Raw genomic sequence first — 16,618 nt, forward strand, 5'->3', positions numbered from 1 at the left:
GACAGGAACAGGGGCGGACGCACGCGAGCCGGACAGGCCGCGGTCCGCCGACAGCACGGACCACACGGAAACGGGGGACCACAGACATGCGCGGCAATGTGGTGGAGATCATCGCCGGACACGCGAGGGATTTACCGGAGCGCACGGCGGTCGCCGTCGCGGGATGTGACGGACGGGCGCCGGACGACGCCTCCCTCACCTTCGCCGAGCTCGACCGGGCGGCCCGCGGCCGGGCGGTCTGGCTCCGGCAGCGCTGTACGACGGGAGCGCGGATCCTGCTCCTGTACCCGACGGGGCTGGAGTTCGTGAAGAGCCTCCTGGGCTGCATGTACGCGGGCATGGTGCCCGTGCCCGCGCCGCTGCCCGTCGGCCGGCGCCACCATCTGGCCCAGGCCACGGGGATCGCGCTGGACGCCGACGCCCAGGTGGCGCTCACCGACAGCGCCCACCTGGGGGCGGTCGCCGCCTGGGCCGACCAGCAGGGCCTCGCCCGGATGCTGTGCGCGGCCACGGACGTCGTCGCCGGCGGCCCGCCGGACAGCTGGGTGCCTCCCCTGATCAGCAGGGAGCCCTTCGCCCTGCTCCAGTACACCTGGGGCGCGGCGTCGGAGCCCAAGGGCGTGATGATCGGGCACGACAACCTCCTGCACGGTCTGGACGCGCTGGGCCGGAACCTGGGCCTGGGCCCGGACAGCGTCTTCGCGGGCCGGCTGCTGAAGCACAGCGGCCCCGCGCTGGTGGGCCTGGTGCTCGGCCCGCTCGTGCTGGGCGCCACGGCCGTGCTGATGCCGTCGGTGGCCTGCACCGACGACCCGTACCCATGGCTCCGGCTGATGAGCCGGTGGCGCGCGGACGTCGGGGCCGCGCCGGGCTTCGCGTACGACCTGGCCGCCCGGAGGGTGACGGCGGAGCAGGCCGCGGAGCTCGACCTCTCGGGATGGCGGCACGCCTTCACGGCGGGCACCACGGTCTCGGCCGAGGGCATGGCCGCGTTCACCGAACGGTTCGCCGCGGCGGGCTTCCGGCCCGCGGCCTGGCGCGTGGGCTACTGCCCGCCGGAGACGAGCGGCTCCCCCGTGACGTCCCCTCCCCAGGCGCCTCCGACGGTGCTGCACGCCGACGCACCGGCCCTGGAGAACGACGTCCTGACCCCACAGGCCCCGGACGGCACCGGTCCGCGGCTGATCAGCCGGGGCACGCCGCTGGAGACCGACGTCCGGGTGGTGTGCCCGGATACGGGGCGGGTGCTGCCCGAGGGGCGGATCGGTGAGATCTGGCTGCGCGGCCGCAGCGTGGGCCGCGGCTACTGGGACAAGCAGGACGAGACCGTACGGACGTTCCGCGCCGTCACCGAGGACGGCGACGGCGGCTATCTGCGCACCGGGGACATCGGCGGCCTGTTCGACGGCGAGCTCTACGTCACCGGCCGGCTCAACGACGTCCTGGTCGTCCAGGGCCGCCGGCTGTACGCGCCGCACCTGGAGCAGCGGATAGCGACGCTCGACGAGGGGTTCTCCGGGCTGCGCGGCAGCGTGTTCACCGTCGGCGCCGCCGACGGTGAGGTCGTCGTCGTGCAGGAGTACGGCGCCGGCACGGCGGCTCCGGCCGACCTCGAACGGCTCGCGGCCACGGTCCGCGGCGCGCTCGCGGCCTCCCACGGCGTGCACGTCGGCGGCATCGTCTTCGGCCGCCCCGGGCAGGTCCCCCGGTCGTTCGACGGCAAGCCGCTGCGCGCCTTCACCAGGGAGCTGTTCGTCGCCGACGCCCTCGACCCGCTCTACGAAGACCTCCACTCCGGACTCCGCCGCAGATACCGGCCCCGCCCCGGGACCGGCGCCGTCCACAAGACCCATCAGTGACTCCGGGCCCCCACGGGGCCCGGAGGCGAAAGAGAAAGAGGGAAGACCGTCCATGGGGACATACAGCACCCGGACAGGTTCGGGGGGTGGGCCCGTGCTGGCCCACGCCGTACGCCTGGACTCCGTCAGCAAGGTCTACGGACGCAACGGGCGGGGAGTGCACGCGCTCGACAACGTCACCGCCGCCATACCGCGCGGCACGTTCACCGCCGTCATGGGCCCGTCGGGCTCCGGCAAGAGCACGTTCCTGCACTGCGCCGCCGGCCTGGACACCCCGACGTCGGGGTCCGCCTGGATCGGCGACACCGAGCTCAGCGGGATGAACGAGACGGAGCTGACCCATCTGCGGCGGCAGCGCATCGGGTTCGTCTTCCAGTCGTTCAACCTCGTCCCGGCGCTCACCGTGCGGCAGAACGTGACCCTGCCGCTGCGACTGGCCAAGGCGCGCCAGGACCGCCGGTGGCTGGAGGAGATCCTCCAGCGGGTGGGCCTCGCCGGGCGCGCGGACCACCGGCCGGCGCAGCTCTCCGGCGGTCAGCAGCAGCGCGTCGCCATCGCCCGCGCCCTGATCACCCGGCCCGATGTGATCTTCGGTGACGAGCCGACCGGTGCCCTGGACACGGTCACGGCGAAGGAGATCCTCGGCCTGCTGCGCTCCTGCGTGGACGAGACGGGCCAGACCGTCGTCATGGTCACCCACGACCCGGTCGCCGCCTCCTACGCCGACACGGTGCTCTATCTCGCGGACGGCCGGATCGTGGACCGGATGGACGCGCCGACCGCCGAGCGCGTCGCCGAGCGGATGACCTCGCTGGGAGCGTGGGCCTGATGCTGCGCTACGCGCTGCAGACACTGCGCAGCCGCAAGGGCGGGTTCGTCGGCGCCTTCGTCGCCCTGCTGTGCGCGGCCGCCCTGGTGACGGCCTGCGGGGTGATCCTGGAGACCGGCCTGCGCGGCACCATCAAGCCCGAGCGGTACGCGGCCACGCCCGTCGTCGTCGGTGGCGACCAGGACGTGCACAAGGTCACCGTGAAGGAGAAGAAGGGCAAGAAGAAGGTCAAGAAGAAGGCCAAGCCGCTGGCCGAGCGGGTGTGGGTGGCCGAGGACCTGGTCGGCAGGGTCGCGCGGGTACCCGGGGTGAAGGCCGCGATCGGCGAACTCACCTTCCCCGCGAACGCCGTGACCTCCGACGGCCGGATCCTGAAGGGGACGGACGGCAAGGCGAGCTACGGCCACGCCTGGGAGTCCGCCGCGCTCACCCCCTTCGCCCTCGCCGAGGGCCGGGCCCCGCAGGGGGCCGGGGAGGTCGTCCTCGACCGCGAGCTGGCCCGGCGGGCCGGGGTCCGGGTCGGCGACCGCCTCTCCGTGCAGGCCACGGACGCCCCGGCCGGCTACACCGTGGTCGGTGTCGCGGCGCCCTCCGGCGGCGACCTGAAGCAGCAGAGCTCGCTCTTCTTCTCCACGGCGGAGGCCAGGCGGCTGGCCGGGCGGCCGGGCCAGGTCGCCGCGATCGGCGTGCTGACCCGGGACGGGGCGGACACGGGCGCCGTCGTCAAGGACGTCGAGGCCGCGCTGGCGGACACGACCGCGAAGGTGCACTCCGGTGACGACCGCGGCCCGGCCGAGTTCTGGGACGCGTCCAAGGCCCGCACCAAGCTGGTCAGCATGGGCGGCGCCATCGGCGGTACGTCCCTGCTCGTCGCGATCCTCGTGGTCGTCGGCACCTTCGCCCTGCTGATCCAGCAGCGCTACCGCGAGCTGGCCCTGCTGCGCGCCATCGCGGCCACGCCGCGGCAGGTGCGCCAACTGCTCGGCCGGGAGGCCCTGATCGTGGGTCTGGTGGCGGGCGCCCTGGGCTCGGTCGCCGGGCTGCCGCTCGCGTACTGGCTGCGGGAGAAGTTCGTCGAGTTCGGCACCATCCCGGACTCGCTGCAACTCGCGCTGAGCCCCTTCCCGATGTTCGCTGCCGTCGCCGCCGCACTGTTCGGGGCCTGGGCGTCCGCCCGGCTGTCGGCGCGCCGCGCGTCCCGGATCCGCCCCGCCGAGGCGCTCTCGGAAGCGGCGATGGAGACCCGGATCACCACGCCCGGCAAGCTGGTGGCGGGCCTGGCCGTGCTCGCCGCGGGCATCGTCCTGCTGGTCGTGCTGAGCGCGCTGAAGACCGAACCGGCGTCGACGCCGGTGACGTTCCTGACCGTGGTGGTCCTGGCGGTCGCGGTGTCCGTGCTGGGCCCGGTGCTCGCGCGCGGCGCCGTGGCGCTGCTGAGCGTTCCGCTGCGGCTGTCGTACGTCGGCGGCTACCTCGCGGCGGCCAACGCGCGGGCCAACGCCAAGCGGCTGGCGGCGGTCGTCACGCCCCTCACGCTGCTGATCGGCATGGCCTGCACGGTGATCTTCACCCAGACCACGGTCGACAACGCGGCCCGTACCCAGGCCGAGGCGGGCAACCGCGCCGACTGGGTGCTGGCGTCGTCCGGGCCCGGTGTGCCGGGGGCCGCGGCGCGGGCCGTGCGGGACGTCCCGGGGGTCACTGCGGCCACGGAGGTCGTACGCACGACCGTGCGCGTGGGGCTCGACAAGTACCCGGCGCAGGGCGTGACCCCGGCCGGGCTCACCCGCACCTGGGACCCCGGTGTGAGCGCCGGCTCGCTGGACGGCTTCGACGACCGCAGCGTGGCCGTGAGCGAGATCGCCGCGGACAACCTGGGCCTGAAGCCCGGCAGCACCCTGAAGGTGACGCTCGGCGACGGCACCCCCGAGCGGCTGAACGTGGTCGCGGTCTACGAACGCGGGCTGGGCTTCGGTGATCTGACGATGTCCCACACCCTGGTGTCCCGCCACGTCGACAACCCGCTCGGCTCCGCCGTGCTCGTCAAGACGGACGGGCCGGCCGCGGGCACCGACGGCCGCCAGGCGCTGTCCGCCGCGGTCAAGGGCTTCCCCGGGGTGAAGGTGCTGGACCGGGGCGAGGCCGACAACCTGCAGGGTGACGCGCAGCAGGCCAACGCCGAGGTCAAGTACGTGGCGATGGGCCTGATCATCGCGTTCACGGCGATCGCGGCGGTCAACACGCTCGCGGTGTCCACCGCCGACCGGGCCCGCGAGTTCGCGCTGCTGCGGCTGGTGGGCACGACCCGGCGCCAGGTGCGGCTGATGCTGCGGCTGGAGTCCCTGACGGTCGTGGTGATCTCGACGGTCCTGGGCACGGCGGTCGCGCTGGCCACGCTCACCGCGTTCAGCGTCGGCATGACGGGCGCGGCGGCACCCTCGCTGGAGCCGGTCACGTATCTGCTGATCGTCGCGCTGGCGGGTCTCCTGGCCCTGGGGGCGACGCTGATCCCGGGGCGGGTCGCGCTGGGCGGCCGGCCGGCGGACGCGATCGGGATGAAGCAGTAGCCCACGGCGGAACAGACAGGTGAAAGGGGCGGGACCGGTTCTCCGGTCCCACCCCTTTCACCTGTCCCGGTCGGCTAGACCCCTACGGGAGTGCGCAGTTCCGGGTCGGGCAGGCGCTCCGCGCCGTGACCGTCGTGGCCGTCGCCGCCACGGCGGCGCAGCAGGGCGCTGACGGCCGGGGCGGTCATCGCGGTGGTCGCGAGGGCCATCAGAACGAGCATGGTGAACAGTTCCGGGCCGATGAGGCCGAGGTCCAGTCCGATGTTGATGACGACCAGTTCGGTCACGCCGCGGCAGTTCATCAGGGCGCCCAGGGACAGCGCGTCGCGCGGCCCCTGGCCGGACAGGCGGGCGGCGGCCGTGCTGCCGCCCCACTTGCCGAGGACCGCGGCGGCCAGCACCGCGCCGCACCAGAGCCAGGCGGAGGCGTCGGCGCCCAGCACACCGAAGTCGGCGCGCAGCCCGGTGTGGACGAAGAACAGGGGCAGCAGGAGGGGCACCGCCACCGAGTGCAGGCGCTCCGCGGCGCGCTCGACCTCGATGGAGCCGCGGGGAGTCACGACGCCGAAGAGGAAGGCGCCGAAGACGGCGTGCACACCGATGCGGTCGGTGACGAGGGCGGCGAGGCACAGGCCCGCGAACAGCGCGATCAGGACGCCGGGTCCGCGCGGGGCACCGCGCCGTGCCGCGCGGGCGGCCAGGCGGGCGAGCAGCGGGCGGACCACGGTCAGCATCAGGGCCGCGAAGCCGACGGTGAGCAGGGCCGTCCACAGGGCGTCCAGCGGCGAGCCGCTCTGCCCCACGGCCACGACCAGGGCCAGCAGGCACCACGCGGTCACGTCGTCGACCGCCGCGCAGGCCAGCGCGAGGGTGCCCAGGCGGGTGCCGGTCAGGCCCTTGTCGGCGAGGATGCGAGCGAGCACAGGGAAGGCCGTGATGCTCATGGACACGGCCAGGAACAGGGCGAACGGCAGGTAGGCGACGCCGTCCGGGGCGAGGGAGGGGTACATGCCGAGCGCCAGCAGGGCCCCGCACAGCAGCGGGACGACCATGCCGGCCTGGCTGACGGCGACGGCGGTACGGCCGCTGCCGCGCAGCGCCTTGAGGTCGAGTTCCAGCCCCACCAGGAACATGAAGGACAGCAGGCCGAGTTGGCCGAGGATGTCGGTGCAGGGCGCCAGTTGCGCCGGGAACAGCCAGCTCTGGGCCTGGGGGCAGACGGCCCCGAGGAGGGTCGGGCCGAGCAGGACGCCGACGGCGATCTCGCCGACGACGGGCGGCTGGCCGATCCTGCGGCACAGGGCCGCGCCCGCACGGCAGGCGAGCAGGACGACGGGCAGGGCGAGCAGCAGTCGGGGCAGGGCCCCGCCCGTGTGCCCGGCGGCCGCGGACACGGCGGCGGCCGGGGCCTCGTACAGCGCGGAGCCCAGCCGCAGGACGCCCAGCAGGAGAGCGAGCGGCAGCAGGACGAGCGCCACGGTGATCGGCGTCGCCAGCCGGGGGCGCGGCCGCGGCGTGGCGGCGGGCGGAGGGGTCGGTCGGTCAGCGGTGCCCATCGGGCGCTTCCCCGTTCTGCCCGCCGGTGGTCGCGGACCAGCTCGCGTACGTACGCAGTCCGTACAGCAGCGGCGCGGGCGCGGCGGTGTGCTCGGTGATGTGGTGGACCTCGGCGAACAGGGCCGTGTGGTCGCCGAATTCGACGGTGCGGACGACGGTGCAGTCGGCGGTGGCGTGGGCGTCGGCGTGGAGGTGCGGGCCGCCCCGGACGGCTGCGGGAACGCTCCACGCGGTGCGCTCGAAGCGGTCCGGCGCACCGGAGCCGAAGAGGGTGGAGGTGGCGCGGCCGCCGTCGTGCAGGAGGTTGAGCGAGAAGCCGCCGGACTCGCGTACGGCGCCCAGGGTGGCGCTCGCGGTGCGCAGGCAGACCATCAGCGTGGCCGGGTGGAGGGCGACGCTGCACAGCGAGGTGCAGGTCATGCCCTGCGGCCGGCCGGCCGCGTCGAAGGTGGTGAGCACGGCGACACCGGTCGGGAAGGCGGCCATGAAGGGCCGGAGGTCCGCGCCGGAGGCGGTGGTCGCGGACGGCAGGGAGGGCGCGGAGAGTGTGGCCTGGCGGGGCATGACGGGTCTCCCATCGGGTGGGAATGCTGCTCGGACGGTTCTCGGGTAGGCGAAAAGCCCGGAAGGCCGGACGGGGGCGTCGGCCTTCCGGGCCGTGTGCGGGGCGGTGGTACCGCTGTGCGCTACTGGTCCCTGCCGTGCAGGTGACGCAGGTACTCGTAGGTGCTGGGCAGCGTCTCCAGGAGGTGCCGCTGCTCCTCCTTGACCTTGTCGAAGAGCGGCTCGGCGCCGGCGATGGACTCCGGCCGGTGGGTCAGCGCGGGCAGCGGGGCCTCCGGGAGGAGGCCGAGGCCGGCGAAGATGCAGTAGTAGCTGCCGTTGGTCCAGAAGTTGCGGAACTCGGCCTCGAAGTTGCCGTAGTAGGTGCTCTCGTCGGTGATGGGCACGTTGATCGGCAGGCCGGCACGGTAGGCGGCGATCTTCTCCTGGATGTTGTCCGGGAGGGTGAGCTCCTTGTTGGCCTTCCAGAACGGCGAGTCGTTGCGGGGCGCGTAGTAGAAGTGCGCCTGGATGAAGTCGCGGGTGTCGTCGAACATCACCTCGATCTCGCGGTTGAAGCTGTCGGCCAGCGCCTGGTTGAAGGTGCGGTCCGGGAAGTGCTTGGCGAGCTGGTGGATCGCGGCGGTGATGAAGTAGATGCCGGTCGACTCCAGCGGCTCCAGGAAGCAGGAGGAGAGGCCGATGCTGACGACGTTCTTCACCCAGGCGCGGCGGTTGCGGCCGACGCGGAAGCGGACGTGGTTGAACTTGGTCTCCGCCGGGTCCAGGCCCCACAGTTCGCAGAGCTCTTCGGTGGCCTCCTCCTGCGTGGTGAACTTGCTGGAGTAGACGTAGCCGGTGCCGAAGCGGTCGAGCATCGGGATCTTCCAGGTCCAGCCGGAGGACATGGCGATCGCGGAGGTGTAGGGCTCGATGCCCTCGGCCTCGTCGTCGTGCGGGACGGCGGTGGCGACCGCGCTGTCGCAGAGCAGGTGGTCGCTCATGTCGATGAACGGCTCTTCCATCGCCTTGTTGATCAGCAGGCCGCGGAAGCCGGAGCAGTCGACGAAGAGGTCGGCCTCCAGGACGCGGCCGCTCTTGGTGCGCAGCGCGGTGACGAAGCCGTCGTCGTTCTGGTCCACGCCGGTCATCTCGTCCTGCACGTGGTGGACGCCCTGCTTCTCGGTGGCGAAGCGGCGCAGGAAGTCGGCGACGAGCTGGGCGTCGAAGTGCCAGGCGTAGCGCGTGGAGTGGGTGCCGTCCATCCAGCGCGGGGACTTCTTGGCGTCCATGACCGGGGGCTCGCGGAAGCAGGCGTAGTCGAAGGGCTCGTCGGTGCGGCCTTCGTGCAGCCGGTTGTACCAGTAGTGCGAAAGCGGCAGCCGGTCGTGGTCGGGCAGCAGGCCGAAGGGGTGGTAGAAGTGGTCCTCGCCGCCACCGGGCAGCTCGCGGGAACCGGCCTCGCCGCGGCCCTCCGTACGCCAGTTGACGAACTTGACGGCCATCTTGAAGCTGGCGTTGCACTCGCGCATCCACTCGTCCTCGGCGATGCCGAGGTAGTCGAAGAAGGCGCGCTGCAGGTTGGGCACGGTGGCCTCGCCGACGCCGATGCGCGGGATGGAGGGGGCCTCCAGCACGGTGATGTCCACGGTGCCGTGCAGGGCCTTGCCGAGGTAGGCGGCGGTCATCCAGCCGGCGGTGCCGCCACCGAGGATGACGACGTTCTTGATGCGGTTGTCCACGGGAAGTCCTTGTTCTCGTCCGGTCCGGATCCGGCCGGGTGCGGTCTGAGGTCGAAGTCGGTGGTGCCGGTGCCGGGTCAGTCCAGGACGCTGCCGCCGGCACGCCGGCCGGCCCGGGTGCGGCGGTTGTCGAGCGAGGCGTAGACGCGGTGCAGCCAGCGGTCGGTGCCGTCGTAGCGCGGGGTGAAGGAGGTACGGCCGTGCACGGCGAGGCGGTTGTCGACGACGGCCAGGTCGCCCGCGGCGAGGGCGAGGGCGTGGGTGGTGCCGTCGAAGGCGGAGCGGAGCTCCTCCAGGGCGACGCGGCCCTCGTCGTCCAGGGCGTGGGTGGCGGCGAAGTCGACGAGGACGTCCGGGTCCTCGGGCGCGCCGGTCAGCACGGAGTGTTCGGGGGTGACGCCGCCACCGCCGAAGGACGGCGGGGCCTCGGTCAGGAAGCGCTCCTCGGCCAGCACCCGGCGGGCGCCCTCGGACAGCAGCGGCAGGGCACGGCGGATGGACGCGGTGCACAGGCGGGCGTCGCCGGTGGGGTCCTCGCGGACGCACAACAGGCCCACGTAGTCGGGGCGGTTGGGGTGGAAGGCGTTCTCGACGTGCATCTGCAGCCGGACCGAGCCCGCGTTGCTCTGCTGCCGCTCCCGGCCGGGCACCGGGACCACGTTCTGGACGAGGGCGCCGGTCTTCTCGCTGCGGTAGGCGATCACCTCGCCGAGCTGGATCATGGCGGCCGTGACGGCGGCGGCGGGGAGCGTGACGGCGCGCTCGACGGAGCCCGCCGTGGTCGGTGTGGCCGGCAGGGCGTGGGCGCCGACGGGAAGGTTGCGGACCAGCAGGACGCCGTCCGGCCCGGCATCGTGCCGGAAGTCGCGGAGGGCGGCGAGGAGTTCGTGCGGCAGCCGGGCCGAGGCGGCGCGGACCGTGTCCAGCCATGCGCGGCTGTCGAGCGGCCCGGGGGCGGCGTCCACGAGTTCGGCGGCCAAGGCGCCCACCTGGTCGCGTTGGGCGTCGGTGAGGACCACCGCCGCGGCGGACAGACGGGGGATCGAGCTCGTCTCTGTCATGGTCAGTGCCTTCTCGTCGGAGCCGGGGAGAGTGCGGAGGGCGAGTGCGTACGGAGCGGGCGTACGGGCCCGGAGACCGCGGCCCCCGGAGCGGGAGCGGGGGGACACGGCGACCGCATCCCGATGCCGACCCAGAATCCGGGGCCCGGCTATAAACGGCCTATAAATCACGGTCTATAGAGAATGCATAGCCTCCGATCCGAGACTTCACCGGCGAAATGAAACGGGCCCGGCGCCGGTCGCGCGCCGGCCGTTTCCCCACGACCGACGGAGAAGCACATGACGACGACGCAGGCCCCCGGACTTCTCGACACGGAGCGCGCCCTCATCAAGGAGAGCGTCTGCGACATCCTCGAACTGGAGCCGGCGGACGTCACCGGGGCCAGCCTTTTCAAGGAGCTCGGCGCGGACTCGCTGGGCGTGATCGAGATACTCGCCCACATCGAGCAGGAATTCGCGGTCACGATCGACCAGTCCCAACTGGACCGCATGGTCAGCCTCGACGGCGTGTACGCCGTGGTGGCCGAGGCACGCGCCGCGGCCGGGCAGAAGTGACCGGCCGCCCGTCGGCGGCCCGCCGCCGGGTGGTGATCACCGGCCTCGGCGTCATCAGCAGCATCGGCACCGGCGTGGCCGACTACGCGGCCGGCCTGCGGGCCGGCCGCAGTGGCGCCAAGCCGGTCACGTCCTTCGACACCACGGGCTTCGCGCACTCCGTCGCCTGCGAGATCACCGATGCCGACCCGGCGGACTCGCTGCGCACCCTGGACGCCGAAGAGCTCGGCAGGGCCGCCCGGTTCGCCGTCGCCGCGAGCCGGATGGCGGTCGCGGACGCGGGCCTGTCGGACCACGACGTGCGGCTGCGCCGCACCCTGGTGTCGGTGGGCACCAGCGACGGCGAGAGCCGCGACCTGGACCACCTCGTCGCCCTGCAGGTCGCCGGGGGCCCGGACCGGGTGGACCCGCGCGTCGCGGGCCGGGTGGCACCGGCCCGGCTGTCCGCGGCCGTGGCCCGCGAACTGGGCCTGGAGGACGTCGAGGCGGTCACCCTGCCGACCGCCTGCGCCGCGGGCAACTACGCCATCGGCAACGGCTTCGACGCGATCAGCACCGGTGACGTCGAGATGGCCCTGTGCGGCGGCGCCGACGCGGTCTGCCGCAAGACGTTCACCGGCTTCTACCGCCTGGGGACCGTCGCCCCCGAGGTGTGCCGCCCCTTCGACAAGGACCGCGAGGGCATCCTCGTCGGCGAGGGCTCCGCCGTCCTCGTCATGGAGAGCCTGGAGTCCGCGCTGGCCCGCGGCGCCCGGATCTACGCGGAGGTCCTGGGCTACGGCCTGTCCTGCGACGCCCGCCACCCGGTGGCGCCGGACCGCGACAGCATCGCCCGGTGCATCCGCACGGCCCACCGCAACGCCGGCATCCGCCCGGAGGACGTGGACCTCGTCTCCGCGCACGGCACCGGCACCCGGGCCAACGACGCGACCGAAGTCGGCGCGATCCGCGACGTGTTCGGCGCGGAGCCGCCGCGCACGGTGTCCATCAAGTCGATGATCGGCCACACCATGGGCGCGGCCAGCGCGCTGGCCTCCGCCGCGTGCGCCATCGCCCTGCGGCAGGGCTTCATCCCGCCGACGATCAACCACCGGGAGACCGACCCGGAGTGCGCCGTCGACTGCGTGCCCAACACGGCGGTCGAGGCGGAGCTGCGGATCGTGCAGAACCACGGGCTCGCGTTCGGCGGCAACAACGCGGTCCTGGTCCTGGGCCGTTACGACGGGCCCGGCGGCCCGGAGGAGTCGAGGAAGTCCGCATGACCAGCATTCCCACAGACGGCCTGGTGATCTCCGGGCTCGCCGTGACGTCCCCGTACGGGATCGGCGAGGCCGCCTTCACCGAGGGCCTGGCCGCCGGGCGCCGGGCGGTCGCCCCGCTCGACGGCGGCACGTGGCCCGGCGACCGGCCGGTGCCGTACGGCGAGGCGGGCCTGATCCCCGGCTTCGACATCCCCGGCCTGCTCGGCCGCAAGGGCACCCGCTCGATGGACCGCCTCACCGGCATCGCCGTGGTGACCACCGGACTGCTCCTGGAACGGTACGGGGCCGGTGCGGCCGCCGACCCCGAGGGCACCGGCCTCGTCCTGGGTGTCCCGGGCAGCCTGCAGAGCTGCATGTCCTTCACCGAGGACGCGGTCACCGGCGAGAAGCCGTACTACGTCGAGCCCTCCCGCTTCCCGAACACCGTGCTCAACCACCCCACGGGCCGGTGTGCCATCCGGCACGATCTCCGGGGACCGAACGCGAGCGTGTCCGGCGGCGCCGGCACCGGCCTGCTGGCTCTCAACTACGCCTCCCGGCTGCTGCGGGCGGGACACGCCGACGCCCTGCTGTGCGGGGCGGCCGAGGAGTTCACCGTGCAGCGCGCCCGCCTCACGCGGGCCGTGACGGGCGAGGAGGGCGGACCGCTCGGCGAGGGTGCGGCGGTGTTCCTGCTGGAGAGCGCCGCGCACGCCCGCGAGGGCGGGCGGGTGCCCCTGGCGGCCGTGCTCGGCAGCCGGTTCCGGTCCTTCGGGTCCGTGGAGCGGGCCGGGCGGGCGCTCGAAGCCTGCGTATCCGCCGTGCTGGAGGACACCGGCACGGACGCCCGCGACCTGGCGGCCGTCGCGCCCTCCGGCGCGCACGGGGCCCTCGGCGCACAGGAGACGGCGGCGCTGGACGCCGTGCTGGGCGCCTCGCCGCCCCGTACGGAGCTGCGGCCGCTGCTCGGCGACACCACCACCGCGTCGACGGCCCTCCAGCTCGCGGCGCTCGTCGCCCCCGCACTCCGCCGCCCGGCAGACGCGGGCCGGCCCGCCCTGGTCACCTTCGTGGACCGGGACGGCACCGCGGGCTGCACCCTTGTCCGGCCGCTCGTGGAGGAGCTCGCTCATGGCTGACCGGGTGACGCATCCGCGGCCGCCGCGCTTCTACTTCGGCCTGCGCAGCCCCTATTCGTGGTTCGCGCTCCTCGACCTGGAGGAGCATCACCCCGGGCTCGCCGACCGCCTGGAGTGGCGGCCCTGGTGGGAGCCCGACGAGGCCGGCGAGCAGCTGCTCCGCGGCATCGGCGCCCGCTTCCCGTACACCCCCGCGTCCCCGGCCAAGGAGCTGTACATCCAGCGGGACGTGCGGCGGCTCGCCGCGGAGCGCGGCCTGGAGATCGTCTGGCCCGAGGACCGTTCCCCGTGGTGGGAGGTCCCGCACCTGGCCTGGTTCGTCGCCGAGCGGGAGGGCCTGGGCCGCGCCTGGGCCGAGCGGATCTCCCGGGCCCGCTGGCTGGAGGGGCGGGACATCTGCGACCCGCGCACCGTGCGCCGGGTCGCCGCCGAGCTGGATCTGGACCCGGACGAGGTCGCGGGCGCGGTCGACGACCCCGCGGTGCGGGAGCAGGGGGCGCGCTCCCTGCTCGACATCCACCGCGACGGCGTCTTCGGCGTGCCGTACTTCGCGCACGGCCTCGACACCTACTGGGGCGTGGAGCGGCTCGCCGCCTTCGCCGCGTCGCTGCCCGATGACACCGCCGGGGGGCAGTGGGCGGGGCCCGGCACCACAGGACCGGCGGACCTGGGACACGCGGGAGGCACCGGATGACCGGGCACGCGACACCGGACCGCACGGCGACCGGGGCGACGGCGGGAGACGCCCTGCCCCTGTCGGGCGTCCAGGAGGAGATGTGGACCGCCTACCGGTCGGCACCCGGCAGCCACGCCTACAACGCCGTGTGGCGGCTGAGGATCCGCGGCACCGTGGACGTCCCCGCCCTGGAGAAGGCGGTGGCCGCGCTGCAGGAGCGGCACGAGCAGCTCCGCTCGCTCTTCGTCGAGCGCGACGGCCTGCCCCGCCGGGTGCTGCTGGACGGTCCCCACGCCCGGCTGGAGGTCCGTGACCTGCCGGGCGCCGACGAGGCGACGCTGTACGAGGTGTCCCGGCGGGAGACCCACGAGCCGTTCCGCCTGGAGACCGAGGGCCCGCTGCGGGTCGTCCTGTTCCGCCGCTCGGCGCAGGACGCCGTGCTCGTGCCCACCGCCCACCACATCGTCAGCGACTACGTCTCCCGCTCGATGATGGTGGGCGATCTCCTGCGGGCGTACGCGGACTTCGCCGCGGGCCGGGTGCCGGAGTGGGCCCCCGTCACGGGCAGCTACGCGGAGTACGCCGAGGAGGAGGCCCGCTACCTCGCCTCACCGGCCGGGCGGGCCACCGCGGACCGCTGGCGCTCCGCCCTGGCCGGCTCGGCCCCGGCGGAACTGCCCCTGGACCGGCCCCGGCCCGTGCTGCGCGCCCTGCGCGGCGCGACGGTGGTGCGGCACCTGCCCGCCGACGTGGTGGACGCGCTGCCGGACGCCGCCCGTGCCGCGCGCACGACGCCGTACGCGTACGCGCTCGCGGCGTTCCAGGCGTTCGTCCACCGCTGGACCGGGCAGGACGACTTCCTGCTGGGGGTCCCGGCGAGCAACCGCATGGGGCGCCGGCTGCGCGACGTCGTCGGCTGCTTCCTCAACACCGTCCCCGTACGGGCCCGGTTCACCGCGGACACCACGTTCCGGGGGGCGGCGGCGGAGGCGGGACGCGAGGTCACCCGGTGCCTCGTCGACGGCCGCTACCCCGGCGCCCGCCTGAAGGCGCCGACGGCCGGCGGCCGGGCACCGCTGTTCCACATGGCGGTGTTCCTGGTGCCCCTGGACCGGATGAAACTGCCCGTTCCGCCCGTGCCCCAGGGCGCGCCGGAGGGGCCGCCGGCGACCTGCGCCGGGCTGCGGGTCTCGCTCGTCGACGACCTCGCCCAGCAGGAGGGCCAGCTGGATCTGCTGCTCCGTCTCGAACAGGCGCCGGACGGGATCACCGCGGTGTTCTCGTACGACACCGACGTCTTCGACCGGGCCTCGGTCGAGGGCTTCGCGGACGGATTCACGCGCATGCTGCGCGCCGCGGTCACGGAACCGGCCCGGCAGGTCGCCGACGTACCGCTGGCCGACGAGCACGACCCGGCAGGACTGCCGGGGCTCGGCGGCGCGGGCGAGGGGCCCGCTTTCTGACCCGGCCCCCGGGCCCCGGTTTTTGAACAGCAGCCACCGACACGGCGCGTGGGCCCGGCCGCACGGCCGGGCCCACGCGCGCCATCAATCGAGGATCGAGGAGAACGCGACGATGGACGGCAAGGGGCCGCGGATCGCGGTCGTGGGCGCGGGCCTGGGCGGCCTCGCGGCGGCCGCAGCGATGCGGCGGCGGGGTCTGGACGTCACGGTGTACGAGCGGGCCGACCGGCTGCGCGAGGACGGCGTCGGGATGCACCTGGGCCCCAACGGCACCCGGCTGCTGCGGCGGCTGGGCCTGGACGGCTTCCTGGCGGAGCACGCCGTGCGGCCGGAGGCGCTGGAGGTCCGGGCGTTCGTCGACGGCCGGGTGCTCACCCGGCAGGAGATGGGCGCGGCCTGGGAGGAGGAGTTCGGTGCCCCGTATCTGACCGCGCACCGCGGCGAGCTCCACCGGGCGCTCGCCGGGCTGCTGCCCGATGAAGTGGTGCGCACCGGCAAGGAGCTGGTGGCGCACGAGGAGACCGCGGACGGGGTGCGTCTGGAGTTCGCGGACGGCGACGTCGCCCACGCGGACGTCCTGATCGGCGCGGACGGCGTGCACTCCCTGGTACGCCGCTCCGTGGCCGGTGCCGAGAACCCCGTCTTCTCCGGCAACAGCGCCTTCCGGGGGCTGGTGGACGCCGACGCGGTCCCCGCGCTCTCGCCGGACCTGATGTACATGTTCGCCGGCCCCGCGGCCCGGCTGCTGTGCTACCCGGTCAGCGGGGGGCGGCAGTTCACGTATGTGGCGGTCGTGCCGGACCCGGACTGGACCGAGGAGTCCTGGACGAGCGCCGGACGGCGGGAGGACCTCGCCGCCGCGCTCGCGGGCTGGACGCCGGAGGCCCTGTCCGTGGCCGCCGGGGCCGGGGAGGTGCGGCGCTGGGCCCTGTACGACCGGGAGCCGCTGGAGCGCTGGAGCACGGCGCGGACCACCCTGCTGGGCGACGCGGCCCACCCGATGCTGCCCCACCACGGCCAGGGCGCCAACCAGGCGTTCGAGGACGGCATGGCGCTCGCGCTCTGCCTCGCCGAGGCGGAGCCCGGCCGGGCGGGCGTCGCGGCGGCGCTGCGCCGCTACGAGGACAGTCGCCGCCCGCACACGGCGAAGGTCCAACTGGGCTCCCGCGACAGCGGATCCCTGCGGCTGGGCGGCGGGCGGCCGCAGCAGGGCGGCGCTCCCGGCGCGGCCGGGTCCGCCGGCAACTCCGGGACCCCCGGCGCGCTCAGCCGCATGGTCCAGGACGTCGGCTGGATCCAGCGGCACGACGCCGAGGCCGCTCTCGCCGCCGGGCCCGGGACGCGGGCGGCGGCCACCGGGGGAGATATAGGCGGATGATAGCCACC

The 16,618-nt window shown here is 74.2% G+C and carries 13 protein-coding genes; 9 read left to right on the plus strand and 4 right to left on the minus strand.

Going from position 1 to position 16,618, the window contains the following annotated elements; genetic code table 11:
* Window positions 1-86: 86 nt before the first annotated feature.
* From ABD269_RS07405 to ABD269_RS07415, 3 genes are read left to right on the plus strand one after another with little or no spacing between them, the layout of a single operon-like run.
* A complete protein-coding gene (locus tag ABD269_RS07405) occupies window positions 87-1,859 on the plus strand; it encodes a fatty acyl-AMP ligase (protein ID WP_344117035.1) in 1,773 nt (590 codons plus the stop codon).
* A 52-nt stretch (window positions 1,860-1,911) separates the two neighbouring features.
* The gene (locus tag ABD269_RS07410; RefSeq protein ID WP_425572850.1) at window positions 1,912-2,688 is read left to right on the plus strand and encodes an ABC transporter ATP-binding protein; all 777 of its coding nucleotides are present in this window, start codon (window positions 1,912-1,914) and stop codon (window positions 2,686-2,688) included.
* Window positions 2,688-5,255, plus strand: a complete 2,568-nt coding sequence (locus ABD269_RS07415) for an ABC transporter permease (RefSeq protein ID WP_344117265.1) — start codon at window positions 2,688-2,690, stop codon at window positions 5,253-5,255. The genes ABD269_RS07410 and ABD269_RS07415 overlap by 1 nt, the downstream gene beginning before the upstream one ends.
* Before the next feature lie 74 nt (window positions 5,256-5,329).
* On the opposite strand, the gene ABD269_RS07420 is transcribed toward ABD269_RS07415, so the two are convergent.
* From ABD269_RS07420 to ABD269_RS07435, 4 genes are all read right to left on the minus strand, one after another.
* Window positions 5,330-6,595, minus strand: coding sequence for a cation:proton antiporter domain-containing protein (locus ABD269_RS07420; protein WP_344117266.1), 1,266 nt, complete (start codon window positions 6,593-6,595; stop codon window positions 5,330-5,332).
* 202 nt (window positions 6,596-6,797) lie between these two features.
* Window positions 6,798-7,376 (minus strand): flavin reductase family protein, encoded by a 579-nt coding sequence (locus tag ABD269_RS07425; RefSeq protein ID WP_344117036.1) that lies wholly within the window; start codon window positions 7,374-7,376, stop codon window positions 6,798-6,800.
* Window positions 7,377-7,498: 122 nt separating this feature from the next.
* Window positions 7,499-9,097, minus strand: coding sequence for a tryptophan halogenase family protein (locus ABD269_RS07430; RefSeq protein WP_301886829.1), 1,599 nt, complete (start codon window positions 9,095-9,097; stop codon window positions 7,499-7,501).
* A 77-nt stretch (window positions 9,098-9,174) separates the two neighbouring features.
* A complete protein-coding gene (locus tag ABD269_RS07435) occupies window positions 9,175-10,158 on the minus strand; it encodes a TauD/TfdA family dioxygenase (protein ID WP_344117037.1) in 984 nt (327 codons plus the stop codon).
* A 279-nt stretch (window positions 10,159-10,437) separates the two neighbouring features.
* Between ABD269_RS07435 and ABD269_RS07440 the strand changes: the two genes are divergently transcribed.
* The 6 genes from ABD269_RS07440 (at window position 10,438) to ABD269_RS07465 (ending at window position 16,610) form a co-directional block, all read left to right on the plus strand.
* On the plus strand, window positions 10,438-10,713 hold the full coding sequence (locus ABD269_RS07440) for an acyl carrier protein (protein ID WP_344117038.1): 276 nt from the start codon (window positions 10,438-10,440) through the stop codon (window positions 10,711-10,713).
* Window positions 10,710-11,975: a beta-ketoacyl-[acyl-carrier-protein] synthase family protein gene (locus ABD269_RS07445; protein WP_344117039.1), complete on the plus strand. Its 1,266-nt coding sequence runs from the start codon at window positions 10,710-10,712 to the stop codon at window positions 11,973-11,975. The genes ABD269_RS07440 and ABD269_RS07445 overlap by 4 nt, the downstream gene beginning before the upstream one ends.
* Window positions 11,972-13,093, plus strand: coding sequence for a beta-ketoacyl synthase N-terminal-like domain-containing protein (locus ABD269_RS07450; protein WP_344117040.1), 1,122 nt, complete (start codon window positions 11,972-11,974; stop codon window positions 13,091-13,093). Before ABD269_RS07445 ends, ABD269_RS07450 begins: the two co-directional genes overlap by 4 nt.
* Window positions 13,086-13,787: a 2-hydroxychromene-2-carboxylate isomerase gene (locus tag ABD269_RS07455; protein ID WP_344117041.1), complete on the plus strand. Its 702-nt coding sequence runs from the start codon at window positions 13,086-13,088 to the stop codon at window positions 13,785-13,787. The genes ABD269_RS07450 and ABD269_RS07455 overlap by 8 nt, the downstream gene beginning before the upstream one ends.
* Window positions 13,784-15,232: a condensation domain-containing protein gene (locus ABD269_RS07460; protein ID WP_344117042.1), complete on the plus strand. Its 1,449-nt coding sequence runs from the start codon at window positions 13,784-13,786 to the stop codon at window positions 15,230-15,232. The genes ABD269_RS07455 and ABD269_RS07460 overlap by 4 nt, the downstream gene beginning before the upstream one ends.
* A 112-nt stretch (window positions 15,233-15,344) precedes the next feature.
* Window positions 15,345-16,610: an FAD-dependent monooxygenase gene (locus tag ABD269_RS07465; protein WP_344117043.1), complete on the plus strand. Its 1,266-nt coding sequence runs from the start codon at window positions 15,345-15,347 to the stop codon at window positions 16,608-16,610.
* The last annotated feature ends 8 nt before the right edge of the window (window positions 16,611-16,618 follow it).

The sequence above is a fragment of the Streptomyces blastmyceticus genome, from assembly GCF_039521185.1.
Lineage (GTDB): Bacteria > Actinomycetota > Actinomycetes > Streptomycetales > Streptomycetaceae > Streptomyces > Streptomyces blastmyceticus.

Bases quoted from the DNA above. Each gene is read 5' to 3' on its own strand.
- ABD269_RS07410 (WP_425572850.1), top strand. From the start codon at position 1,912: ATGGGGACATACAGCACCCGGACAGGTTCGGGGGGTGGGCCCGTGCTG.
- ABD269_RS07465 (WP_344117043.1), top strand. From the start codon at position 15,345: ATGGACGGCAAGGGGCCGCGGATCGCGGTCGTGGGCGCGGGCCTGGGC.
- ABD269_RS07405 (WP_344117035.1), top strand. From the start codon at position 87: ATGCGCGGCAATGTGGTGGAGATCATCGCCGGACACGCGAGGGATTTA.
- ABD269_RS07450 (WP_344117040.1), top strand. From the start codon at position 11,972: ATGACCAGCATTCCCACAGACGGCCTGGTGATCTCCGGGCTCGCCGTG.
- ABD269_RS07460 (WP_344117042.1), top strand. From the start codon at position 13,784: ATGACCGGGCACGCGACACCGGACCGCACGGCGACCGGGGCGACGGCG.
- ABD269_RS07435 (WP_344117037.1), bottom strand. From the start codon at position 10,158: ATGACAGAGACGAGCTCGATCCCCCGTCTGTCCGCCGCGGCGGTGGTC.
- ABD269_RS07440 (WP_344117038.1), top strand. From the start codon at position 10,438: ATGACGACGACGCAGGCCCCCGGACTTCTCGACACGGAGCGCGCCCTC.
- ABD269_RS07425 (WP_344117036.1), bottom strand. From the start codon at position 7,376: ATGCCCCGCCAGGCCACACTCTCCGCGCCCTCCCTGCCGTCCGCGACC.
- ABD269_RS07455 (WP_344117041.1), top strand. From the start codon at position 13,086: ATGGCTGACCGGGTGACGCATCCGCGGCCGCCGCGCTTCTACTTCGGC.
- ABD269_RS07415 (WP_344117265.1), top strand. From the start codon at position 2,688: ATGCTGCGCTACGCGCTGCAGACACTGCGCAGCCGCAAGGGCGGGTTC.